General features: G+C 42.9%; 19 protein-coding genes. 13 read left to right on the top strand and 6 right to left on the bottom strand.

The genetic code is table 11. The annotated features are described in order from the left end of the window. The first annotated feature begins 118 nt into the window (after window positions 1-118). From PQO05_RS08725 to PQO05_RS08710, 4 genes are all read left to right on the top strand, one after another. Complete coding sequence (locus tag PQO05_RS08725) at window positions 119-2,044, top strand: ABC-F family ATP-binding cassette domain-containing protein (RefSeq protein WP_273632320.1); 1,926 nt, start codon at window positions 119-121, stop codon at window positions 2,042-2,044. Window positions 2,045-2,054: 10 nt separating this feature from the next. Then, the gene (locus tag PQO05_RS08720; protein WP_273632319.1) at window positions 2,055-3,344 is read left to right on the top strand and encodes a type IX secretion system plug protein; all 1,290 of its coding nucleotides are present in this window, start codon (window positions 2,055-2,057) and stop codon (window positions 3,342-3,344) included. Between the two features lie 50 nt (window positions 3,345-3,394). After that, window positions 3,395-3,538: a hypothetical protein gene (locus PQO05_RS08715; protein WP_273632318.1), complete on the top strand. Its 144-nt coding sequence runs from the start codon at window positions 3,395-3,397 to the stop codon at window positions 3,536-3,538. A gap of 108 nt (window positions 3,539-3,646) precedes the next feature. After that, window positions 3,647-4,174 (top strand): acyl-CoA thioesterase, encoded by a 528-nt coding sequence (locus PQO05_RS08710; RefSeq protein WP_273632317.1) that lies wholly within the window; start codon window positions 3,647-3,649, stop codon window positions 4,172-4,174. 199 nt (window positions 4,175-4,373) lie between these two features. Here PQO05_RS08710 and PQO05_RS08705 read toward each other — a convergent pair whose 3' ends face one another. After that, a complete protein-coding gene (locus PQO05_RS08705; RefSeq protein ID WP_273632316.1) occupies window positions 4,374-4,784 on the bottom strand; it encodes an EVE domain-containing protein in 411 nt (136 codons plus the stop codon). Between the two features lie 239 nt (window positions 4,785-5,023). Here PQO05_RS08705 and PQO05_RS08700 point away from each other — a divergent pair, with 239 nt between their 5' ends. From PQO05_RS08700 to PQO05_RS08680, 5 genes are all read left to right on the top strand, one after another. Further along, on the top strand, window positions 5,024-6,409 hold the full coding sequence (locus PQO05_RS08700; RefSeq protein ID WP_273632315.1) for a DNA/RNA non-specific endonuclease: 1,386 nt from the start codon (window positions 5,024-5,026) through the stop codon (window positions 6,407-6,409). A gap of 126 nt (window positions 6,410-6,535) precedes the next feature. After that, on the top strand, window positions 6,536-7,087 hold the full coding sequence (locus PQO05_RS08695; RefSeq protein WP_273632314.1) for a hypothetical protein: 552 nt from the start codon (window positions 6,536-6,538) through the stop codon (window positions 7,085-7,087). Window positions 7,088-7,187: 100 nt separating this feature from the next. Further along, entirely contained in the window at window positions 7,188-9,374 is a 2,187-nt protein-coding gene (locus PQO05_RS08690) for a TonB-dependent receptor family protein (protein WP_273632313.1), read from the top strand. Between the two features lie 221 nt (window positions 9,375-9,595). Beyond that, the gene (locus PQO05_RS08685; RefSeq protein WP_273632312.1) at window positions 9,596-10,591 is read left to right on the top strand and encodes a PAS domain-containing protein; all 996 of its coding nucleotides are present in this window, start codon (window positions 9,596-9,598) and stop codon (window positions 10,589-10,591) included. Between the two features lie 63 nt (window positions 10,592-10,654). Continuing rightward, on the top strand, window positions 10,655-10,846 hold the full coding sequence (locus PQO05_RS08680) for a hypothetical protein (protein ID WP_174315073.1): 192 nt from the start codon (window positions 10,655-10,657) through the stop codon (window positions 10,844-10,846). A 159-nt stretch (window positions 10,847-11,005) separates the two neighbouring features. On the opposite strand, the gene holA is transcribed toward PQO05_RS08680, so the two are convergent. Further along, complete coding sequence (holA, locus tag PQO05_RS08675) at window positions 11,006-12,028, bottom strand: DNA polymerase III subunit delta (RefSeq protein ID WP_273632311.1); 1,023 nt, start codon at window positions 12,026-12,028, stop codon at window positions 11,006-11,008. A 185-nt stretch (window positions 12,029-12,213) separates the two neighbouring features. Here holA and PQO05_RS08670 point away from each other — a divergent pair, with 185 nt between their 5' ends. After that, complete coding sequence (locus PQO05_RS08670) at window positions 12,214-12,693, top strand: type I restriction enzyme HsdR N-terminal domain-containing protein (protein WP_273632310.1); 480 nt, start codon at window positions 12,214-12,216, stop codon at window positions 12,691-12,693. Here the strand turns inward: PQO05_RS08670 and PQO05_RS08665 are convergent. Further along, window positions 12,676-14,502, bottom strand: a complete 1,827-nt coding sequence (locus PQO05_RS08665; protein WP_273632309.1) for an ATP-binding protein — start codon at window positions 14,500-14,502, stop codon at window positions 12,676-12,678. The two genes, PQO05_RS08670 and PQO05_RS08665, sit on opposite strands and share 18 nt — an antisense overlap. A gap of 103 nt (window positions 14,503-14,605) precedes the next feature. Then, window positions 14,606-17,239 (bottom strand): valine--tRNA ligase, encoded by a 2,634-nt coding sequence (locus tag PQO05_RS08660; protein ID WP_273632308.1) that lies wholly within the window; start codon window positions 17,237-17,239, stop codon window positions 14,606-14,608. A gap of 264 nt (window positions 17,240-17,503) precedes the next feature. Between PQO05_RS08660 and PQO05_RS08655 the strand changes: the two genes are divergently transcribed. Beyond that, on the top strand, window positions 17,504-19,564 hold the full coding sequence (locus tag PQO05_RS08655; RefSeq protein ID WP_273632307.1) for a M13 family metallopeptidase: 2,061 nt from the start codon (window positions 17,504-17,506) through the stop codon (window positions 19,562-19,564). A gap of 241 nt (window positions 19,565-19,805) precedes the next feature. Continuing rightward, a complete protein-coding gene (locus tag PQO05_RS08650) occupies window positions 19,806-21,866 on the top strand; it encodes a M13 family metallopeptidase (RefSeq protein WP_273632306.1) in 2,061 nt (686 codons plus the stop codon). 53 nt (window positions 21,867-21,919) lie between these two features. Here the strand turns inward: PQO05_RS08650 and PQO05_RS08645 are convergent, their stop codons facing one another. Both PQO05_RS08645 and PQO05_RS08640 read right to left on the bottom strand, forming a co-directional pair. After that, window positions 21,920-22,846: a DUF6438 domain-containing protein gene (locus PQO05_RS08645; protein WP_273632305.1), complete on the bottom strand. Its 927-nt coding sequence runs from the start codon at window positions 22,844-22,846 to the stop codon at window positions 21,920-21,922. A gap of 73 nt (window positions 22,847-22,919) precedes the next feature. After that, a complete protein-coding gene (locus tag PQO05_RS08640) occupies window positions 22,920-23,645 on the bottom strand; it encodes a hypothetical protein (RefSeq protein ID WP_273632304.1) in 726 nt (241 codons plus the stop codon). A 304-nt stretch (window positions 23,646-23,949) separates the two neighbouring features. On the opposite strand from PQO05_RS08640, the gene PQO05_RS08635 reads away from it, so the two are divergent. Beyond that, window positions 23,950-25,287, top strand: a complete 1,338-nt coding sequence (locus PQO05_RS08635) for an MBL fold metallo-hydrolase (RefSeq protein ID WP_273632303.1) — start codon at window positions 23,950-23,952, stop codon at window positions 25,285-25,287. Window positions 25,288-25,469 lie beyond the last annotated feature (182 nt).

The raw sequence follows: 25,469 nt of genomic DNA, 5'->3' as shown, positions 1-25,469 counted from the left end.
AGAAAGGAAATTACAACGATTAAAGACATGAAAGATGATAAAAGCTTAGTCAGCTGAGTGTTATCCTTTCTCCTTTGTCCTTCATCCTTTCGTCTTAAAACGGTATCTTTGCGCCTAAATGATTGCTATAAATAACCTTACGTTCGAGATTGGTGCAAGAGCCTTATATGATGAAGCTAACTGGCATATAAAACCGGGAGAGAAAATTGGCCTTATTGGTGCTAATGGAACCGGTAAAACCACGCTTCTCAAAATTATAGTGGGCGACTACTCCCCTACATCAGGCACCGTATCCAAATCCAAAGAACTTACCATAGGTTATTTAAACCAAGATTTGCTTTCTTACGCTTCTGACAAATCTATCCTGCACGTAGCCATGGAGGCTTTTGCCCGCCAAAATGAGCTGCATACCGAAATAGAGAACCTGCTTAAAAAGCTGGAAACAGATTACAGCGAAGAATTACTGAACAAATTGAGCGACAAACAACACGAGTTTGAAACGCTTGATGGCTACAACATTGAATATAAAGCACACGAAATATTAGCCGGTTTGGGCTTTACTGAAGAACAAACCCACCGCAAGCTTGCCGAGTTTTCGGGAGGATGGCGGATGCGTGTAATGCTGGCCAAGATACTTTTACAGGCACCAGACATCCTTTTACTGGATGAGCCTACCAATCACCTGGACTTACCATCTATCCAATGGCTGGAAGATTACCTGAAAGCTTTTGAAGGCGCGGTTGTTATTGTATCGCACGATAGATGGTTCCTTGATAAAGTTATCAACCGTACTGTTGAATCGCGCAAAGGCAAACTGACAGTTTACGCAGGTAACTATACCTTCTACCTGGAAGAGAAAGCCCTGCGCGAAGAGATTCAGCGTGGCGAGTTTAAAAACCAGCAATCGAAAATAAAGCAGGAAGAAAAACTGATTGAGCGTTTCCGTGCCAAGGCATCAAAGGCTAAAATGGCACAATCGCGTATCAAAATGCTCGATAAAATGGAGCGTATTGATGATGTGGATGATGATAACCCATCGGTAAACTTCAAATTCAGGTTTTCGAAGCAATCTGGCCGTGCAGTGTTTAACATCGAGCACTTAAGCAAAAGCTATCCTAATCTTTCGATCTTAAATGATACCGAAGCGGTTATTGAGAAAGGCGATAAAATTGCCCTGATTGGTGCCAACGGTAAAGGTAAATCTACTCTGTTACGTATAGTAGCGGGTGCCGATTTCGATTTTACAGGTAAGGCCGAAACAGGTTATAATGTAACCAAAACTTTCTTTGCGCAGCACCAGTTGGAGTCGTTACACTTAGATAACGAGATCCTGACCGAGCTGCAAACCTTCGCCCCTAAACATACAGATACTGAGCTTCGCTCTATTTTAGGTAGCTTCCTGTTTACAGGCGACGATGTGTTTAAGAAGATCAAAGTACTTTCGGGAGGTGAAAAATCGCGTGTGGCGCTTGCTAAAGCCCTTACTGCCGATGCTAACTTCCTAATACTGGATGAGCCTACCAACCACCTGGACATGGCTTCGGTAAACATCCTGATCCAGGCCTTACAGCAATACGAAGGTACTTTCATAGCCGTATCTCACGATCGTTACTTCCTTGATAATATTGCCAATAAGATCTGGTACATCGAGGATCAAAAGATCAAAGAATACCCGGGTACTTATGCCGAATACGAAGAATGGAACTCTAAACGCAAGTTAGAACCTAAAGCCGCCGCTGCTCCTCAACCTAAAAAGGAAGAGAAAAAAGAAGCCGCTCCGGCTAAGCAACAAGCTCCATCTGATGATAAAGCTAAGCAGATCAAAAAACTGAACAGCGATCTTCAGAAAATGGAAGAGCAAATCACCACGCTTGAAAAAGAAGTGAATCAACTGGAAACTAAACTGGCCGATCCGCAGGTGTACAATGATAAAAGCAGGCTGAACGATACCAACACACAGTACAAACAAAAGCAAAACCAGCTAAAACAAGTACAGCAGCAATGGGAAACCCTGGCTGAACAAATTTTAGAACTGGAAGCATAATAGAATATAGATGATGGATAAAAGACAAAGGATGAAGAGTTTGCTATTTAGTATTTCGATAGTCTTTTGTCTTTCATCCTTCGTCCAAAAGTCCTTTGGTCAATTTGTCTACGACAATCGCGTTTACAAACCGAGCATTAAAACTGTCCAGTTTTACAATGCTACTAAAGAAGGTGCGTTCCCGGTCATTAACCTTAACTCTAATGATCAGCTGCTGCTCACTTTTGATGAATTAGGCAGTAACACCCGCACCTATAATTACACCATAGAGCATTGCGATGCCCAGTGGAACCCATCGCGCATATCCCCTACCGAGTACCTGCAGTCGTTTACAGAAGACCGGATCCTGGATTATCGTTATTCGGTTAGCACTATTCAAAAGTATGTGCATTACGAGCTTACATTTCCTAACCGTAATATAGCGCCCAAAATATCCGGCAACTATCTGCTAAAGGTTTATGAGAATGGCGATTTCAATAATCCAATACTAACCCGCCGCTTTTACGTGGTAAACACCCGTGCTAATGTGCTGGCGCAGATTGTGCCATCGAACGATGTTTCCCTGCGCCAAACCAACCAGAAGATTAACTTCCAGGTTAATTTTAGCGGCATGGTGGTTCAAAATCCTTACAGCGATATTCGTGTACTACTGATGCAAAATGCCCGTAGTGAAACTGCACAGTTAAATAGTCGCCCGACTTTCATCAGGGGAACTTCTTTAGAATATAGTGATATCTCTATCAATGATTTCCCGGGAGGTAATGAGTACCGCCACGTGGATACGCGCTCGTTAAGGTTAAATTCGGAACGTATTGCGCGCATTTTCCGCGACACAGCCAATACAGTGCTACTCCTAGCCGACCGTAGCCGCGACCAGGAGAATTACCTGTTTACCTACGACAATAACGGTAACTTTTACGTGCGTAACCAGGAAGGCAGCGACCCTAAAATTGATGCCGATTATGCACAGATTTACTTCAACCTCGGTATCCCCGGAGCTACTGCCGATAACTCAGTTTACGTAGTTGGCAAGTTTAACGACTATGTTTTAGACCGGCGCAGTAAGATGGATTTTGATGCGGTGAAAGGCAGATACTTCTTTAACACATTACTTAAACAAGGTATATACGATTACCAATATGTGATGGTTGATCGCACAGGTAAAGCCGATTATACCACACTCGAAGGCAACCATTTCGAGACAGAAAACGACTACCAGATATTGGTATATTACCGCCCACCCGGTGCCCGCTGGGAAGAGCTGGTTGGCTACAGATTGTTGAACACTACGAAGCGATAATTTTTAATTGTGAATGATAGTTAATATATTTAACACTATAATTTCACGATATGCAAAAGCCACAGACTTACAAAACTAAACTTGCGACACTTATTTTAGTATCGATGCCTTTCATTTACCACTTCGGTAAAGACATCGTTAAAATGGGAATTAAAGACGGCAAAACTACCCGCGAAGCAATGGCTAAGAAGTGAGAAGGTTGATTAGATTTAATAGTTGATTAAGTTTTCTCATTTACTTAGATCAATTCTATCATTCTCTAATCCACTCATTCTATCATTAACTCTCCCTATATTTGCGGCATGCTAAAAAAGACATCCGCAGAGAGCTATACCATCATGAATGAACTGGTGTTACCCAATGATACCAACACCTTTGGCAACCTGATGGGTGGCCGTTTACTGTACTGGATGGATATTTGCGCCGCCATGGCTGCTCAGAAACACTGCGGACACGTGGTGGTAACAGCCTCTGTTGATAACGTATCTTTTAAACACCCCATTAAACTGGGTGATGCCGTAAAAATTGAAGGCAAGGTTACCCGTGGCTTTAATACCTCTGTTGAAGTAAGGCTTGATGTTTGGGCACAAGACCTGCCATCGGGCACTAAAATTAAAAGCAACGAGGCCTATTATACTTTTGTAGCTATCGACAAAGCCGGCAACACCATAAACGTTCCCGAACTCGCTCCGGAAACTGAACACGAGCAGAAGTTGTATGATGGCGCACTTCGTCGCAGACAGTTACGTTTAATTTTAGGTGGTAAAATGCAGCCTGATGATGCGACAGAGCTTAAAGCATTGTTTATGGAGAGTCAGAAAGAAGCGTAGAGGCATTTCAGATATCGGATTTTAGATTTCGGATGTAATATATTTTGTCATTGCGAGGTACGAAGCAATCTCGTAGCTATACAGATCGTAGAAGCCTACGACGAGATTGCTTCGTACCTCGCAATGACAACCATATTATTTGAATAAAGTCTTTCATCCTTTTTCCAAGAGAGAGGGTCTATTGTCCTTCTGTCCAATATTATTCTCCCGAGCCCAGCTCCACAATTCTGTCAAACTCTTCCTGTTTCATACCCATTACAGAGAGGCGTCCCTGACGCACTAAGCCAACATTCTGGAGTTGTTCATCGGCTTTGATGGTTTCTAAGGTAACGGGTACTTTAAGGGTTTCTACCGGAGAAAGATCAACCACTACCCAGTTCTTATCATCAGTGGTTGGATCCTGGTAGGCTTCTTTAACTACTTTGGCAATACCCACAATCTCTTTACCCTCATTACTGTGGTAAAACAGCACCAAATCCCCCTCTTTCATCTCACGCAGGTTGTTACGCGCCTGGTAATTGCGTACACCATCCCAAAAGGTACGGCCATCCTGATTAAATTTTTCCCAACTGTATTTAAATGGTTCTGATTTTACGAGCCAGTATTGCATATATAATCTGTATTTAAAGAATATTGAAGCCGTTTTTGCTTCTAAAAAACACCGTAAAGGTGACAAAATGTGGCGACAATTTAAAATATAAAAGGCAAGCTTCAATGTGTATTCGATAATCAAACTATCTAAATAACCTTTCACTTTATCCCCCTCCCTAAACATTTTAACAACTTAACATTATCTTAACAACCAAGCTGTTAGGTCTGCGTAAACATGTGCTCACTCAAATAAAACACATGAAAAAATTCAGACATTTAATCTACCCCGCACTTGCCATTACAGTGTTCCTGGCATCTTGTCGTAAGGATGAGAAAGCATCGGTTCCGCAAGATCTGGCAATTAACGGCGCTTCGGTTAAAACAACCAACACCATTACCCAAACTTTTGATGAGGGTTTTGAGTCGGGCAGCAAAACAGGCTACGCAGATGCCAATGTAACATTAAGCAGTGGCTCATGGGATATGAACGATGCTTTGATCGGCAACAGCACTTCAGATGCCAAAGTTGGTTCACAATCAGTACGGATCCGCAACACAGGTATCCTGGGTATGAACTTCAACGTTATCACAGGTGCATCAACCGTTACAGTTAAATATGCAACTTATGGTACCGATGGCTCATCGGCCTTCCAGTTATGGGTTTCATCAAACAGCGGCAGCACTTATACACAAGTAGGTACTACCAGCATCACGGCATCAAGCACTACGCTGGCTACGGCTACATTTACAGTTAACACAGCGGGTACGCTTCGTTTCCAGATCCGTAAAACTACGGGTGGCACTAACCGTATCAATATTGATGAATTCACGGTTAACAGCTACGATAGCGGTTCTACCGGCGGTGGCGGTACAGGCGGTTCGGGCGGTACAACAGGAGATAACACCAACATGCTTTTAGGTAATCCAAGCGGTGCCACAGCAAGTGTATCTAATCCTAACAACTATTTGTACGACCAAACTTATTACATCGAGAGCTACAACCGCACTAAAGGCGAGCCTAACTGGGTAAGCTGGTACGTTGGCAGCACTTCATTAGGTTCAACAGATCGTTCTGATGATTTCAGGGCTGATACTAACCTTCCATCTGGTTGGTACGAAGTTGGCGCAACAAGCTACTCGGGTTCAGGTTTCGATCGTGGCCATAACTGTCCATCTGCCGATCGTACTTCTACCCTGGCGGCTAACCAGGCTACATTCCTGATGGATAATATGATCCCGCAGGCACCAAACAACAATGAGCAAACCTGGGCTAACCTTGAAAATTACCTGCGCGGACTGGTTACTGCCGGTAACGAGGTTTATATTGTAATGGGCAGCTATGGCAGCGGCGGTACAGGCTCAAGCGGTACAGCTACTACCATCAACAGCGGCAATGTTAATGTGCCATCAAACATCTGGAAAGTGGCTGTAGTTATCCCTAACGGCAATGGCGATTTAGCCCGTATTACCAGCACTACCCGTGTAATTGCGGTTAATACACCAAACATTAATACCATTAGCTCTGACTGGACCCAGTACAAATGCACCGTACGCAGCATTGAGGCAGCAACAGGCTACAATCTGTTATCGGCATTACCTCAATCGGTTCAGGATGCAGTTGAAACCAAAGTAGATAATCAATAGTAATTAATTTTAATTGTGTACATGCAAAGGCCCCGGTAATTCGGGGCCTTTTGTTTTTATTTAGAATCCGTATAAATTACACTTGTCTTGCTGACATATTTTCGATAATATTGCTTCATAAACCCATTGAAGAAACTTATTGCCATAACTTTATTAAGTATACACCTGTATAATTTGGGTGGGTATATGGTATTGTTTCAGTATTTCATTTACCAATCCAATAAATTTAACGAAGAGCAGATCAGCAAAAACCTTTACAAGGCATCAGATTTGGTGGAGATTAAGATCCCGGTAAACCTACCCAAAATTACCAACTGGAATAGTTACGAACGCATTAGCGGCACCATTCAACTACAGGAAAATTGGTACAATTACGTAAAACTGAGAATGACGCGCGATACACTTTTTGTAATGTGCGTACCAAATTATAAAACCACCCGCTTAATAAACGCCAATATTATTTATGCCCGCGAAGTAAGCGAAGCCCCTTTAAACGCAAAAAAACAAGCTATACCATTAAAAAATATAGCTATGTTTAAATACATACCCTTAACCGCAACGGTTAAATTATTGCCTTCTGTAGCTATTATTAAGCCTGTACCCGCCAGGTTAAACGTAAAGCCGGTTATATCTCACATAGATATATTAAGCCCGCCTCCGGAAATGTTGCTTTCCTAAAACATCCCATTTTTTTCTAAACAGGCAAATCGGTTAAATACCTGCTGTAGCATCGCTATAGTGCCTGTGTATATTTTCATTTTTTTAAAGACAACATTACATGCAACACTTATACAAAAAAGCGTGTTTGGCATTGCTTATGGCCGGTACGGCACATGCAGCCAGCGCGCAAAAACATTCGTTAAAAGACACCATCACGCTCGATAGCGTACAGATACGCGAAAGCCGCATTAAACACCTGGCCGATGTAAGCGGTACTAATATTTTTGCAGGGAAAAGAACTTTTAGCATTACTCCCACCGATGGCAAAGCCAACCTGGCTACCAATAATGCCCGGATGATATTTGCCCAGGTGCCCGGCGTAAACATTTGGGAAATGGACGGAGCCGGTCTCCAACTCAACATTGGCACTCGGGGCACAGACACCCATCGTTCTATAGAGACCAATATGAGGCAGAACGGATATAACACCAACTCAGACATGTTTGGCTACCCCGAAGATCATTACACGCCTCCTATGCAGGGTGTACAAGAAATCCAGATCGTGCGCGGCTCAGCAGCTTTGCAATTTGGCAGTCAGTTTGGCGGGATGGTGAATTTAAAGATGAAAGAACCGGATAGCACCAAAAAGTTCGGTGTAGAAAGCGAGCAAACTGCGGGATCGAACAAGTTCTTCAACTCTTACAATGCCATTAGCGGCACAAGCGGCAAGGTGAGCTATTATGCTTATTACTCCAGCCGTACCGGGGATGGCTGGCGGCCTAATGCTGCATTTAACTATCAGGCTTTTTATGCGCACTTAAAATACCAGTTTAACCCGCAGGGAAGCTTAACATTCGAATTTTCGCGGATGAATTACCGCCAGCAAATTGCAGGTGGTTTAACCGATGCGCAGTTTGATGCAGATAACAGGCAATCTACCCGGGCACGTAACTTCTTTAATCCCGAGATCAATATCCCTGCGCTGATATTCAACTACAATTTCAGCCCGAATACTAAACTCGAGGTTACTTCGCACCTGCTTTGGGGACAGCGTAACAGCGTACAGTTTATCGCTAATGCCAATGTGCCTGATACCATCAACACCAAAACAGACAACTACAACCCACGCCAGGTTGACCGTGATTATTATAAAGGCTTCACCACAGAAGCGCGCTTACTGCATAGCTATCAACTGGGTAACCTTAAAAGTACCTTCACCGCAGGCGTACGTTACTTTACAGAAACCACTACCCGCGACCAAAAAGGCACCGGTACTACGGCATCAGATTTCGATCTGAGTCTGGTAAAACCCTACGGTATTGATCTGGATTTGCACACCGACAACTATGCCGTATTTGCCGAAAACGTGTTCAACATCACCTCTAAGTTCTCGGTTACACCGGGTTTTAGGTACGAAAGTATTAAGACGGATATGAGCGGTGTGATCCTGAATGCTACTTTCCCGGTAAACTACCAATCAAACCGTAACTTTCCGCTGTTTGGTACAGGTTTACAATATCAACTTACAAAATTGAGCCAGTTTTATGGTAATATTTCGCAGGCTTACCGCCCTTATATTTATGCCAACGTTACCCCCGCAGATCAATTAGGGGTGATAAACCCTAACCTGAAAGACAGTAAAGGTTATAGCGCAGACCTGGGTTACCGCGGCCATGCAGGTTACATCTTTAACTATGATGTGGATTTCTTTTATGTGTACTACGGCAATCGCGTAGGTAACCTAACCGAAACCAACACCAGTAACCAAACCTACCTGTATACTACCAACATTGGTAATGCAGTAGCTAAAGGGATTGAGGCTTTTGGCGAAGTTTCTTTACTGCGTTCGTTTAACCACTCATCACCAAGCGATTTGCGATTGTTTAACTCTTTAAGTTACGATCATGCCCGCTATACCAGTGGTTCTATAACACAAGGCACAACTAATATTTCGTTGGTGGGCAACTATGCCGAAGGTACCCCCGAGTGGATTGATCGTGCAGGCCTAACTTATTTAAATAAGCATGTTACCGGCACATTGCAATACAGTTATGTAGGCAAAAACTACAGCGATGCCAACAACACCAAATTTAACCCTACCGGGGCAAGTGGTTTGGTACCTGCTTATCACGTGTTTGATGCTTCATTTAACTACAGCTTTTTGCAGCATTATCACATCACCGCAAGTATGAACAACATCCTTAACGCCAAATATTTTACCCGCCGTATTAATATGTACCCTGGCCCCGGTATTTTACCGGCCGACGGACGTACATTTAACATAGGCTTCGGTATAAAATTATAAGTATTTCTTAATAATAGAAACGCCCGTGCATAGTATGTACGGGCATTTTTGTATTCAACTATTTTTCAAACGTTTAAACACATATTTATATTTACTTTGTTATCTAAATAAATGAAATTAACTTTATACTAAGCCTTAAAACCAGCCTCTCATTTTAAAGCTTATTCATACAATTTTTAGCCGAAACCACAGTTTACAAACTGCATTATCTTAATAGCCCAATGAGTGAGGAATTAGCCATAAACGAAGGCGATATCAGCTTCGAAATTCTGTTTCATCAAAACCCCCAGCCCATGTGGATTGTGGAGGTTGAAACGCTGCGTTTTCTACAGGTCAATGAAGCAGCCATAAATCATTACGGCTATAGTTACCAGGAATTTATGCAGATCACACTGGCAGATATCAGGCCACTTGAAGAGCATGAAAGTATGAAGGACCTGATTAAACGCATCAGGCATAGCGAAACAGTTGCTAAAAACATTACCCACGTTAAAAAAGATGGTACACTAATGCACGTGCAGATCACCTCGTACCGCATCATGTTTCATAACAGGGAATGCCGCATGGTATTGATTAACGACGTGACCGAACAAAGCCTCAAGGATCAAAAAATAACCGAAGCATGGACGCAGGTTTATCAAACCTTAGAAAGCATCACAGACGGCTTTATAACCGTTAACAGGGATTGGCGCATAACCTACTGGAATAAAGAAGCCGAAAGCACATTTAACATCTCTAAACAGAAGGCAATCAATAAACTGTTCTGGAAGGTTTGCCCGCATGGTAAAACTCATGACCTTTTTAAACGCTTAAGCCACGCCATGGATACCGGCGAGCGATCGACCTTTGAAATTTATCTCGAACATTACGACAAATGGCTTTGCATAACTGTTTATCCCGGCGCAAGCGGCTTAACTATTTACTTTCAGGATATTACCGGGCAAAAACGGGATGAAGAGCAGATCCACCTCAAAAACAAACATCTAGATGAGATTGCTTTTATCAACTCACACATCATCCGCAAGCCAATTGCAAACATTATAGGGATTGTAAATACACTCGAAGGCGACTTGACAGGCTACGAGTATTTTGAGAAAGCCTTAAACATGCTCAAAGCCAGCGCCGAAGAACTGGATAAAAACCTGATGACCATTAACAACCGTGTAGAACAGGTAAATACCGGCCCGGCTTCACGGAAAAAGCGGGTATCCCCATAATAAACATTTCCTTTTAATTAAACATTTTACCCCTACCAACAGTTAATCTGTCAAATACTTGTTATGAAAGACGGATTATTTGAGTACGGCGATGCAGTAATTATTGCCGCAACCGACGAAAAAGGAATAGTGAACATCCAGCAAATGAATGAAGACGATCTGGTCGAAGTAAAACTCGACTCAGGCCTCATTACCCAGTACGATGCCGACGATTTAGAATTTGACCTGGATTATCAGCCAGACACGGGAGAATAATGAGTGAGGGAGTGAATGGTGAGTAGTACCGATACTGAATAAAAAAAATTAATATCGAATATCGAACGCCGAATATCGAATAATTAAGGAAAACTTCGATGTTGGAGATTCAGAATTCATTATTCGATATTTCAGTCTCCTCAACTATTCAACTACTCGCTAATGTAATATCTTAAACAGCATTTCTTTCATCAACTCACCATGCGATGCGCCTGAATCAACGCCTTTACTTTTCAGATCATATTCGCGCAGCAGGCTGATGATGTCCATCGTTTTGCTGTAATTATAGCTGCGTACGGCTTGTTCGTAATCTTTTACGAAGTAAGGGTTCACCCCTATCTCTTTGGCAATGCTTTGCTGTGATTTATCCTTCAAATAATGGATCTGCAATATCTTGCTGAAATAGCTGTACAGGTTAGCCATTAACACCACAATAGGGTTAGCCTTAGGGTTAGCCTCGAAATAATTAATGATTTGATTGGCTTTTACCACATCGCGTTTAGCCAGGGCAGTTTGCAGCTCAAACACATTATACTCTTTACTAATGCCGATATTATCATGAATCTCTTTCATGCTGATCTCTTGACCCTGGGCTATGTTCAGCATCAGTTTATCGAGTTCGTTGGCTATTTTAGAAAGATCATTACCAAGGTATTCCGCCAACATAGCCGAGGCCTGGGCATTGATGCGGTAGTTTTTGGCAGTTACGTAACCTTCAATCCAACCGGGGATTTTGTTGTCATATAATGCAGCTGATTCAAAGATCAGCCCGTTCTTCTCAATCGCTTTATAAGTCTTTTTACGTTTATCAAACTTACCGTATTTGTAGCAGAATACGAGAATTGTGCTTGGTAAAGGATTATCGAGATAATTTAGTAAGGGGTTGATGCTTTTCTTGTCATCGTCATCCTTACCCCACTTTAAATCCTGCGCTTCTTTAACCATTACAACCTGGTAATCGGCCATCATGGGGTAGCGTTTGGCGGCGTTAAGCACGGCCATAATATCGGTATCCTTACCGTATAAAACAGTTTGGTTAAAACCCTTTTCGGCATCGGGTAATACCTGGTGCTCAATATAATTGCTCACCACGTCGATAAAATAAGGTTCATCGCCGTGTAGCAGGTATACGGGTTTAAATTTACGGGCCTTAAGGTCTTTTAAAATGTCGGGAGCAGTCATACCAATACAGGTGCAAATTACAAATAATGTAGCAGGATTTGGTAATTTGATTGCCGAAGAATAACCCTTATCAACAAGCCTGCAAGTTGCAAAGGCAGTGGTCTTCCCCTAAATTAGGGGAAAACAAAGGCATTGCTATAGCACCTACTTTAATAAGGGGTAAAAATTTTTGGTAATTTAGCAGCGTGAGTTTATTACAGCCGCTTAATTTGCCGCCCTACCCTTTCCGCATTACTGATGATAAGGGGCAACTGTTTGTGTTCGACGAGATCCGTAAGAAACAAATTATGTTGACACCCGAAGAATGGGTGAGGCAACATTTTGTGCAATACCTCATTAAGCAGAAAAACTACCCGCGCTCATTAATTAAACTCGAAGGTGGCTTGAAATTAAATGGCATGCCCCGTCGCTCTGATATTGTGGTGCACAATTCGGCAGGAGAAAAAATATTGTTGATTGAATGCAAAGCGCCCTATGTTGCAGTAGACCAGAAAGTGTTTGACCAAGCTGCGCGCTACAACATGGTGCATCGCGTACCTTTGCTGGCTGTGAGTAACGGATTGGTACATCATTGCTGCAAAATAGATTTTGAGCAAAACAGCTACGCTTTCCTGAAAGAATTACCCGATTATAAGCAGCTCGGCAGTTTAAACAATAGCCAGTAGGCCCTGCATTTTACCTTTCAGCTCGTCCGGTTTAAACGGTTTGGATACATAGTCATTCATACCCGAATTAAATACCTGCTCACGGATATCAAACAAGGCCGAAGCGGTTAATGCAATAATTGGAATGGATGATTTCTTGGTATCCGGCATTTTACGGATCTCTACTGCGGCTTCAAAACCGTTGAGTACAGGCATCTGTAAATCCATCAATATAATATCGAAGTTGCCGTATTGAACCAGCTCAACCGCACGGGCACCGTTCTCGGCAAAGGTTGGTACAAGATCCCATTTAGAGAGCAGCTTTTTCATCAGCATCACATTCACCGGGTTATCCTCGGCTATTAATACTCGGGTATCGGCAAAGCTGGTAACCGCATGTTGATCGGCTGGTAATGTTGGCACCTGTGGCTCGTTAACTTTGGTACGCTTAGTTTCAATCTCATCCGTAGGTACAGGGAACTCCATGTTGAACGAAAATTCAGAGCCTACGTCAGGTTTGCTTTCCACATACATATTAACGCCTTGCAGCTCCAGTAAGCGTTTCACAATGGCCAAACCTAAACCTGTGCCACCATATTGGCGGGTTGTGGTAACAGATTCCTGTGCGAAGGCCTCAAAAATGCTTTGTAGGTTTTCTTTCTGGATGCCAATACCGGTGTCTTTTACTGAGAAACTAATAGTTACCCGATTATGGCGGTCCTCTATACAAGTAACGTTAACCCAAATAGTGCCATGCTCTGTAAATTTAATAGCATTGCTAATCAGGTTATAAATAACCTGGGTAATGCGGGTTGGGTCGCCTATTATGGTACGATGTTTTAGCTCGTTATCTACATTCAGTTCAAAATCAAGGCCTTTTTCTGTGGCTTTAATATGCTGGGCACCGCAGATGTTATGCATCAACTCATCGAGGTTAAAACGCAGGTTTTCGAACACAATTTTGCCCGATTCGATCTTGTTAAAATCGAGCACATCGTTTACAATAGCCAGCAGGTTATTGGCCGAAAATTTCAGAATATCTAGGTTTTCCTTTTGATCGTGGCGCGGATTGCCCATCATCAGCAAGTTCGTCATTCCTATAACCGCATTTAACGGCGTACGGATCTCGTGCGACATGGTTGATAAAAACTCAGACTTAGCAATTGATGATTTTTCTGCCTTCGATTTGGCAACCTCCAGCTCATCATTCAACTTGCCTTGCGCAGCACCGGTTTGTTTAAGCTCCCTGATATTTTTTAAGAAGGCTGTATAAAAGTGGCTATGTATAAATATGATGAGTATAAAGTTGGTGAGTACTGTAATAATACCCACTGAACCATCCAATTTTTCGGGTTTAAAATTAATGATGTATGAACTGTGGTACTCCAATACCATAAAGGCAATTATGGGTATTAAATTCACCATAGAATAAAACATGCCGAAACTTTGACCCAGCATATAAAAGCTCAGCAATACCACAATAATCATGAGCTGTACAGTAGCCAGGGTTACGCTTTGTATAATAACGCAAACGTTGCTAAGGTTAATAACCGTAATGAGGATAAGCAGTACGTGCGATATCCGTCGCCAGTCGGGCCGCCAGGTTAAATATTTGAACAGCAGCACAATGGTAGCGTTAATACCTACCGTTATATAGAAATAAAGTGGGCTCTTCTGTGCGTACATCATTACCATGAGCAACCCATAAGCAACAAAGCCGAAACACAAGCCAAAGTACAGCAAGCGGATACGCGCCTGATCAAGTATTGACTGATCTTTACGTATAATCTTGCTTAATGAAAAATTTAAAAAACTAACTTCTTCGGGCATAATTGGTCGTAATCTGATATGTGAGGAATATCAAATTATTAAAAGTATGTTAACATTGCGATATCGTGATGTTAACATACCCTCACACCCTATTATATAGCAATTAACCTGCCAAACCGTCCAGGCTATCCTGTATCAGCTTCAGCTTGGCCTCTGCATCAGCCTTCTTTTTCTGCTCGTTTTCTATTACATCAGGCTTGGCATTTTGCATAAAGCGTTCGTTACCTAATTTGGCATTTACCGACTTCAGGAAGCCGTTAAGGTACTCCTTCTCTTTTTGTAAACGTTCGGTTTCTGCAACAGGGTCAATACTTTCTGCCAGCGGGATATAGAATTCATCAGTTAAAACCATGAAGCTTGCAGCGCCGCTTACCTGCTCATTTACAAAATCAATTTTATCAATATTACCTAACTTCACAACTATTGGGAGATACGACTGATAATTGATAGCCGAATTTGCCTTTAACGATAACGACAGGGCATCTTTTGGTGAGATTTGCTTGTTTTGACGAATATTTCTGATCCCGGAAATAATTTGCTTAACCGCTTCGAGTTCAGTATTTAACTGGGGATTAATTTGCCCAGATACGGGCATTTTTGCCACAATGCAGCAATCTTCAGGTTTGCGTGTACCGAAAATCTCATCATGCCACAACTCTTCGGTAATGAAAGGCATAAACGGATGTAACAGCTTCAAAACGTCTTCGAAGAAGCTTACGGTGGCTTTATAAGTCGCGCTATCAATAGGTTGCTGATAGGCAGGCTTAATCATTTCGAGATACCAGGCGCAAAAATCGTCCCATACCAATTTATAAGTAGCCATTAAGGCCTCAGAAAGGCGGTATTGGTCAAAGTTTTCTTCAATTTCTTTCAATGCCTCATTAAAGCGGCTGGCAAACCAATCAATAGCAACCTGGTTGTTATTTTCCAGGCTTTCATCTACTTCCCAACCCTTAACCAGGCGGAAAGCGTTCCACACTTTGTTGGCAAATTTGCTACCCTGCTCGCAATAGCTTTCATCGAACATCAGGTCGTTACCGGCAGGTGATGACATTAAAATACCTACGCGTACGCCATCGGCACTAAAGTTCTCGATCAACCCAAGCGGATCTGGCGAATTACCCAGCGACTTCGACATCTTACGGCCCAGTTTATCCCTAACTATACCGGTTAGGTAAACATTGGTAAACGGCTTTTGCCCGCGAAACTCGTGACCGGCCATAATCATACGTGCCACCCAGAAAAATAAGATCTCGGGCGCGGTAACCAAATCATTGGTTGGGTAATAATAGTTAATATCTGCCCCATCCGGGTTTTTAAACCCATCAAAAATAGAGATTGGCCATAACCATGATGAGAACCAGGTATCAACTACATCCTCTTCCTGGCGAAGGTCAGCAGTCGTCAGGTGTGAGTTTTCAGGTGCCAGTGCTTTGGCTTCTACTAAAGCTTCCTCTGCAGTTTTGGCAACTACAAATTTCCCGTTAGGTAAATACCAGGCCGGGATGCGCTGCCCCCACCACAATTGGCGACTAATACACCAGTCCTGAACGTTTTCCATCCAGTGGCGGTAGGTGTTTACAAACTTCTCGGGGATCAGTTTAATATCGCCATTCAATACATCTTCTAATGCAGGCTTAGCCATCTGGTCCATTTTGCAGAACCATTGCATAGACAATTTAGGTTCAATAACTGCATCAGTACGTTCAGAGAAACCAACCTGCGATTTATATTCCTCAACCTTCTCCAGTACACCTGCTTCTTGCAGCAATACCGCAATTTTTTTACGGGCGGCAAAGCGATCTTCACCTACCAGTATTTGTGCAAGATCATTCAGGCTGCCATCGTCATTTAAAATGTCGATCACCTGCAGGTTATGTTTCTGGCCAAGCTCATAGTCATTTAAATCGTGAGCCGGGGTTACCTTTAAGCAACCGGTACCAAAATCCATGGTAACATACCCATCCGTCTTAATTGGGATTACACGGTTAACCAATGGAATGTATACGCTCTTACCATGCAGGTGCGTGTAACGTTCATCATTGGGATTTACGAATACCGCAGCATCAGCCATAATGGTTTCAGGACGAGTAGTCGCAATAGTAACGTGTGCATCTTCACCAACAACCGGGTAGTTGATGTAATATAATTTCTGATTAACCTCTTTACGGATTACTTCCTCGTCAGAAACCGCAGTTTTACCTTGCGGGTCCCAGTTAACCATGCGCACACCGCGGTAGATCCAGCCTTTTTTGTACAGGTGGATAAAAGTATCTATAACGGCATCGCTCAGGTCGTCTTCCATCGTAAAACGGGTACGGTCCCAGTCGCATGATGCACCTAATTTCTTTAATTGTTCGAGGATGATACCTCCGTATTTCTCTTTCCAAACCCAGGCGTGTTTCAAAAATTCATCGCGGGTAAGGTCTTTTTTATTGATGCCTTGCTCCTTTAATAAAGCAACAACTTTAGCTTCGGTAGCAATACTGGCATGGTCTGTTCCCGGCACCCAGCAGGCATTTTTACCCTGCATACGGGCACGGCGGATCAGCACATCCTGTATGGTATTATTAAGCATGTGGCCCATGTGCAGCACCCCGGTGACGTTTGGTGGCGGTATCACAATGGTATAAGGCTCGCGCTCATCGGGCACCGACTTAAAAAATCCATTAGTTAACCAGTAATTATACCACTTAGTCTCCGCCTCCTGGGGCTGATAGGTCTTAGAAATACTCATAGTTTGCAAAAATAAGGTTTTTGGTTTAAATGTCCATTTGGTTATTAAGTTATTGGGTTATTAAGTTACTGAGGGATTAGCACCTTCCATTTCAGTATAAAGTATAGAGCTGCTAATAACTTATTAACCCATTAGCCAACTAACATCTTCCGCTACAACCTAATAACTTAATAACCCAATAACTTAATAACCACACACCACTAAATTGTTACTTGCACCTATCCTCTCCTTATTGTTAATTTCAAACTTTAATTAAACTGAACTATGAACTCAAAACTAACTAACCTAATGCTTGCAGGGGCGCTGTGCTTTACAGCAAATGCCTGGGCTGCAGGCCCAAACGGCAATGATGCCAAGGCACCAACGCCGCCTAAAAAGTATATCGATCCTGCCAATATGGATCCAACCGTTAAACCGGGCGATAACTTTTACGAGTATGCAAACGGTGCATGGCTTAAAAAGAATGTGATTCCAGCCAAGCAAACCCGTTGGGGTAACTTCACCATTTTGGCCGATGAAAATACCAAAAAACTAATCTCTTTATTGAATGATGCCGGCGCTGCCAAAGCTCCAAAAGGCAGCATTAAACAACGTGTAGGTGATTTATACGTGAGCGGTATGGACAGCGTTACCATCGAAAAACGTGGTTACGACCCAATTAAACCATCACTTGCCCGCGTTGCCAAAATAGGCGACCTGAATGGCGTTATCAACGAAATGGCTTACGAACGCAGCACAGGCGAAGGCAGCCCGCTGTTTAGCTTCGGTGTTGGTCAGGATTCTAAACACCCTACCCAGTACGTGGTAAGTTTAGGCCAGGGCGGTACCAGTTTGCCAGATCGCGATTACTATTTAAAAAGCGACGCACGTACTTTAAAGGTACAAGCAGCTTATAAGCAATACATCACTACCCTGTTTACCCTAACTGGCAGCAGCGAAGAGGTAGCCCAGAAAAATGCAGCGACTATTTTTGCGTTAGAGACCAAGCTGGCTACCATCCAGATGAGCCGTACCGCCATGCGCGACCCGAACAAAACTTACAACAAGTTTTCGGTTGCCGATTTCAGCAAAACTACGCCGCACTTAAATTGGGCCGAGTTAATGCCGAAAATGAAAGTTACCGGCCAGGATACCGTATTGGTTCGCCAGCCCGATTTCTTTAAATCTGTTGATGAAATTTTAGCAAGCACACCAGTTGAAGACTGGAAAGTTTACCTGCAATGGGAAATTTTACGCGGTTCGGCCAATTCATTAAGCTCACCTTTTGTTAAAGCAAGCTTTGCTTACAGCAGCGCATTAAGCGGCCAGCAGGTACAAACCCCGCGCGACGAAAGAATTTCTGGCCTGGTTAACGGCAGCCTTGGCGACTTGTTAGGTCAATTGTTTGTTGAGAAATACTTTACCCCTGCCGCTAAGGAATACATGGTTGGCTTGGTAAACAACCTAAAATCTGTTTTGGGTGACCGTATTAAACGTTTGGAGTGGATGACCCCAGAAACCAAAGAGCGCGCCCTTAAAAAACTGAATGCTTTTGGTGTTAAAATCGGGTATCCTGATAAATGGCAAACTTACCCGGGCTTAGTGATTGAGCGCGGGGATTATGCCGGTAACTTACGTCGTATTTCTGCATGGCGCTACGCCGAGTCTGTTGGCCATTTGGGCAAACCTGTTGATAAAACCCGTTGGGGAATGACACCTCCAACTGTAAACGCTTCATATAGCCCAACTAACAACGAAATTACCTTCCCTGCGGGCATCCTGCAGTTCCCATTCTTTGATTTTGGTGCTGATGATGCCATTAATTATGGTGGTATAGGTGCGGTTATCGGCCACGAAATGACCCACGGTTTTGACGACCAGGGCCGCCAGTATGATGCTGATGGTACCCTGCGCGACTGGTGGAAAAAAGATGACGCCGACAAATTTAAAACCCGTGCCGACATGGTGGTTGACCAATACAATGGCTTCACTGTGCTGGATACCATCCACGTAAACGGCCGTTTAACCTTGGGCGAAAACTTAGCAGACTTAGGTGGCTTGAACGTTGCTTACGAGGCTTTCAAGAAAACAAAACAAGGCCAATCTGAAACAAAAATCGATGGTTTTACGCCAGATCAGCGTTTTTTCCTATCTTGGGCACAAGTTTGGAGAAGCAACCAAAGGCCAGAGTCGGCATCGTCACGTATTTTGACAGATCCACACTCGCCTGAACAATATAGAACCAACGCACCAATTTCAAATATTGATGCATGGTACAAAGCATTTAACGTACAACCAGGCGACAAAATGTACAAGAAGCCTGAAGACCGCATTAAGATCTGGTAACAAGTCTTAATTTTTTAAATCCCAGAGCCCCCGACATGTCGGGGGCTTCTTTTTTGGCACAAAAATATTACAAAAGCACAGACCGATCTCTCAATCAGTACATTAAGGCGCATAACATCGATTTAGCGCACCTGTTTATTAAAAAATATTTTAACTAATAGTAACACAGTCGCCATTTAGGGGTCTACGTAATTTGCATACTTAGTTTATAAATAACTAAATTTCGAATCTCAATTAATTTATGAAATCAAAATTTACCCATTTAATGCTTGCAGGGGCGCTATGCTTTACTGCTAATGCATTTGCAGGCACCGGCAAGCAAGCCGCCAAAGGTGCACCTGCTCCTAAAAAATTCATCGATCCTGCTAATATGGATCCAACCGTTAAACCAGGCGATGATTTTTTTGAATACGCCAACGGTGGCTGGTTAAAAAACAACACTATCCCTGCAAAAGAAACCAGCTGGGGCAGCTTTTTAATGCTGCGCGATGATAACCGCAAAAAACTGGTTGGTATTGTTGAGGAAGCCAGCAAAGCATCCGGCCAGCCTAAAGGCAGTATCAAGCAACGTGTGGGCGATTTATACGCCAGCGCTATGGATACTGTAGCCATCGAAAAACGCGGCTATGACCCTATCAAACCAGACTTGCAACGTATTGATGCTATAACAGACCTGGATGGTGTTGTTAATGAAATTGTTTTTCAGCGTGCCAATGCTTTAGGTAGCCCGTTATTTAGTTTCGGTGTTCGCCAGGATTCTAAAAACGTATCCAAATATGTGGTTAGCCTGGGCCAGGGTGGCACAAGTATGCCAGACCGCGATTATTATTTAAAATCAGACCCGCGTACCAAGCACATCCAGGAAGCTTACAAGCAGTATATCACAGATCTTTTTGCCTTATCGGGTACTTCTGCTGATGCTGCCGCCGCCAATGCAGCAACCATTTTTGGGATAGAAAGCAAACTGGCCGAAGCGCAAATGAGCCGTGTAGCCATGCGCGATCCTATTAAAACCTACAATAAACTTACCGTTGCCGATTTAAGTAAAACCACCCCGCATTTAAACTGGGCTGCATTATTGCCTAAATTAAAAATCAACGGTCAGGATACAGTATTGGTTTCTTCACCATCATTCTTAGTATCTGCCGATCAGTTATTGGCAGCTACATCTGTTCAGGATTGGAAAACTTATTTAAAGTGGAATATACTGAAAGGTTCTGCAGGTTCACTGAGCTCTCCGTTTGTTAACGCACAATTTAAGTATAGCAGCGTATTAAGCGGCCAAAAAGTACAAACGCCACGCAACGAACGTATGACTTCGTTAGTTGATGGTTCATTGGGCGAATTATTGGGCCAGCTTTATGTAGAGCAATACTTTACCCCTGCCGCCAAAGCTTACATGGTAGGCCTGGTTAACAACCTTAAAGTTAGTTTAGGCGAGCGCATCCAACGTTTAGACTGGATGACGCCTGAAACCAAAGCCCGTGCGCTTAAAAAGCTGAATGCCTTTACTGTAAAAATTGGTTATACCGATAAATGGGAAACTTACACCGGCCTGGTTATCAATCGTAACGACTATTTTGGTAACATACGCCGCGTAGGTGCATGGGGTTATAATGATATGGTAAACCGTTTAGGTAAGCCGGTTGATAAAACCGAATGGGGAATGACCCCACCTACCGTAAATGCTTATTACAACCCGGTAAATAACGAGATCGTTTTCCCGGCAGGTATTTTACAGTTCCCATTCTTTGACTTTAAAGCTGACGACGCTGTTAACTACGGTGGTATCGGTGCCGTTATAGGCCACGAAATGACCCACGGTTTTGATGACCAGGGCCGCCAGTACGATGCTGATGGTACACTGCGCGACTGGTGGCAAAAAGACGATGCCGACAAGTTTAAAACCCGTGCCGATATGGTAGTAAACCAATACAATGGTTTTGTTGCTGTTGACACGATGCACGTAAACGGCCGTTTAACCCTTGGCGAAAACCTTGCCGATTTAGGCGGTATCAACGTTGCTTACGAAGCATTTAAGAAAACAAAAGAAGGGCAATCAAACACTAAGATCGACGGCTTTACGCCAGATCAGCGTTTCTTCCTGTCGTTTGCACAGGTTTGGAGAGGCTTGCAACGCCCAGAGGCTACTGCTCAGCAGGTACAAACAGACCCGCACTCACCAGGCAGGTTCCGTACCAACGGCCCTGTAACCAATGTGGATGCGTGGTACAAAGCCTTCAACGTACAACCAGGCGATAAAATGTACAAAAAACCTGAAGACCGGATTAAGATCTGGTAATAAGAGTTTCCATATAAAAGCAGAAAGCCCCGGCATGCCGGGGCTTTCTGCTTTTATAATCGCTTTTTCTTCCAGTTTTCGCTTAACCGTAATTGTGATACTAAGTTGTATAGCTGGCTTAGGCCAAATGTTCCCTGCATACCATAATCGGTTATTTCCTTAACGCTTCCATCGGTAAACTCAAAAGTAAATTCTACGGTTGGGGCATCTGTCCAGTTAACTGCATATTTATTTTTAAGTTTTTTAGCGCTTAAATAATTGGCCAGCCCCATAATTTCAGCAAATTTATCGGCGGCAATTTTAGTCTCAAAATCGCCCTTTTGAGTAGAGTAATCATCAGCAAAATACGATGCACCTGCTGTTTCGTAAATACGCAATTCAAATACCGGGCATGTACCATCACAGCCGGACGCTTTAACACGTATACTTTTAACTTTATAATTTGCAAGTTTTAAATTTCGCTCTATAAAATTACCGTATTTAAATACCAGCGTATCCATCTGTGGCCGATTGATATAATCATAAGCCCTTTTTCCCGGATCTTGCTTAACAGAATAAAATAATAATACAGGTTGCTTATTTATAAATGCAGGTTTAGCCAACTCGCAATCCTCAGATGGATCTTTAGATAGCCTGAACAATGAAAAAGCATTATTTCCCTTGTCTATTACAGCATATACATCAAAATTGTGATACCAACGCACGGTAACTATAATATCAGTTAGGCCATCTTTATTAAAGTCGGCTTTTTCCCAATTTTTGATATTCCACTTTTTGGCAATACCGTTGCAATCTAACTTTTTTATCAAGCTATCCGTCGGCATCACAGTCATCGATTGATAACTCTTTTGACCGGAATCTTTGTAAGCCTTATTAATAAATATCTCGACTTCTTTATCCGTTTTTAAACTGTCAATCGTATTGGCAAATAAGACTTTTGAAAAAAGAAGGCATAAGATGGCTGGTAACAGGTATTTCATAGCTTAGGTTGAATATAACTATACTTCATCATAATTAAATGAAGCAAAATCATACCTAATATAATGAATATTCCTACTTATTTGCCACCATCTTTTCTTCGGGTAAATTCAAATATCCGCGGGCTGCATTGCTGGCATCTTTAACTACTACTTTGGTACCTGCCAGTGTTTGGCTCTTATACCAATCGTAGCCGGCTTTAAAGGCCGCCATACGCTGCATTGGGGTGCCGTGGCAGGCAGGGTCGTTAATGGCAGCGTAATCACCTATACGCACTATCCAACGTACGTTGTGGCTAATATCTGTCCAGGTCTGGTTCGAGCTGTAGGCTATAAAACAACCGGCCATATAATCGGCATATAATTCCTTATATATAGGTGTGGATGGAGTTACCTTTAGGGTAAAATCAATAATATGGGCAAATTGGTGTGCAGCAACAATAGGTATCATGCTAAAGTTGCCCGAGTAGTTGTACATATTTTGCAGGTAGTTATATCCAAGAGCTACCGTACCATCGGGCGTATCGAGCGATTCGGGCACTGTTGATACACAAGCATTTGGTTTGTCTATCAACGAATCATCATACATCACCAGGCCGGGGTTAATACCGAAGAAGCTACGCAATACGTTACTCTCCCGGTCCAGCCAGTGGTCCATTTGAGGGTTGCCGGTGCCTTTGGTAAGGCGTACCTGTTTACTGATGGGCGCCGTCTCCTGGTTGGCGCAGCCACTAAAGTGCTGGGCTTTACTGCGGATAGTGCACAGCAAACCCATAGCAAGGGTTAAGAAAATTAACTTCATGACGTTGGAGCGTTTAAGTTGCTGAAATATAGCATTTTAAAAACTCGCCTACAATTTACAGGAGTAAATACCGTGTTAAAACCCTAAACTATTTTTCCACAAAGGTTATTTATAAAATAATTTAACATACGATTGAAAATTAGCTATTTACAACGCACAAATATTAAATAATACTATAATTTAGTTTCTGTTATAAATTAAACTATAGGCTTAAATTTTTCCTTTGCAGAAAGCCCGTTTATTATGACATTGCGCCTAAGCTTCTTCATTCAAAAAATATCATTAATCCGCTATCTTTGCGGCAATGTTTATCCATCAGTTTTACGATAAAGGCCTGGCGCATGCCTCGTATGCGGTAATAAGGGCCGGCAAAATGATTGTTGTTGATCCTGCACGTGATCCTCAACCTTACTATGACCTGGCATCTCAACACGAAGCCGACATTGTGGGTGTAATTGAAACCCACCCTCATGCCGATTTTGTAAGTTCGCACCTCGAAATTCACGAGCAAACCGGCGCTACTATCTATGTGAGCAAACTGGTGGGTGCAGGCTATCCGCATCAAACATTTGATGACGGCGATGTAATTAACCTGGCCGACATCAAACTAAATGCACTGAATACTCCCGGCCACTCGCCCGATTCTATCTGTATTTTGGTAGAGGACGAGAATGGCAAATCGCAAGCCATATTTACGGGCGATACCTTGTTTGCAGGCGATGTTGGCCGACCCGATCTGCGCGAAAATGCAGGCAATATCACCGCTAAGAAAGAAGAATTGGCCCGCCAGCTCTTCCACTCAACCCGCGAAAAATTGATGACCCTGCCAAAAGAGGTAATCGTATATCCGGCACACGGCCCAGGCTCGTTATGCGGTAAAAGTATGAGCCCTGATCTGCAAAGCACCATCGGTAAAGAACTGCGTGAAAATTACGCCCTGCAACTGATGGAAGAACTACAGTTTGTAGAACTCCTTACCGCCGACCAGCCTTTTATGCCACGCTATTTTGGTTATGATGTAGAGCTGAATAAACAAGGAGCGCCATCATTTGGTACAAGCATTGCATCTGTACCCAAATTAGGGAACAACGCCACCTTAGAGCCTGGTGTATTGATAATAGATACCCGCCCCGAGGCTGACTTTAAGAAAGGCCATCTAAAAGGGTCGATCAACATACAGCAAGGTGGCAAATTTGAAACCTGGCTGGGCTCATTACTTAACCCTGGTGAACAATTTTATCTGATCGCAGCCGATGAGGAAAGCCTTGATTCTGTTATCAACAAGGCAGCAAAGATCGGCTACGAAAAAAATATTAAAGGTGCGTTACTCCGCCCCGATCATGCTACTTACCATTCGGCTGTATTTAATGAGGAAGATTTTAAAATCAATCCCGAAAAATACACCATTGTTGATGTACGCAACTGGAACGAGATTAACGAACATAAGATTTTCGACAATGCGTTAACCATCCCACTGCCCGAAATCCGTGAGGAGTTATTAAAGATCCCAACAGATAAACCAATTGTAGTGCATTGCGCTGCAGGTTACCGTTCGGCAGCAGCCAGTAGCATTATTGCCGCACAGGTTACCAATGTACCGGTTTATGATTTGAGTGATTCGATTGTAGAATACGCGGGATAGAAACAAGAACCGAGAGTCAGGAAACAAGATAAAACCAAATTTGTCATTGCGAGGAGGTACGACGAAGCAATCTCGTAGCTATACGGATCGAATAATACTGGCGACGAGATTGCCACACTATTGCTCGCAATGACGAACAGGAGAAGAATATTCACTCATTCGCTCCCTCTATCATTCACTCA

It is taken from the genome of Mucilaginibacter jinjuensis (assembly GCF_028596025.1).
Classification (GTDB): domain Bacteria; phylum Bacteroidota; class Bacteroidia; order Sphingobacteriales; family Sphingobacteriaceae; genus Mucilaginibacter; species Mucilaginibacter jinjuensis.
Note: the sequence above shows the minus strand (reverse complement) of the source record. Positions and strands in the feature narration are given on the sequence as shown.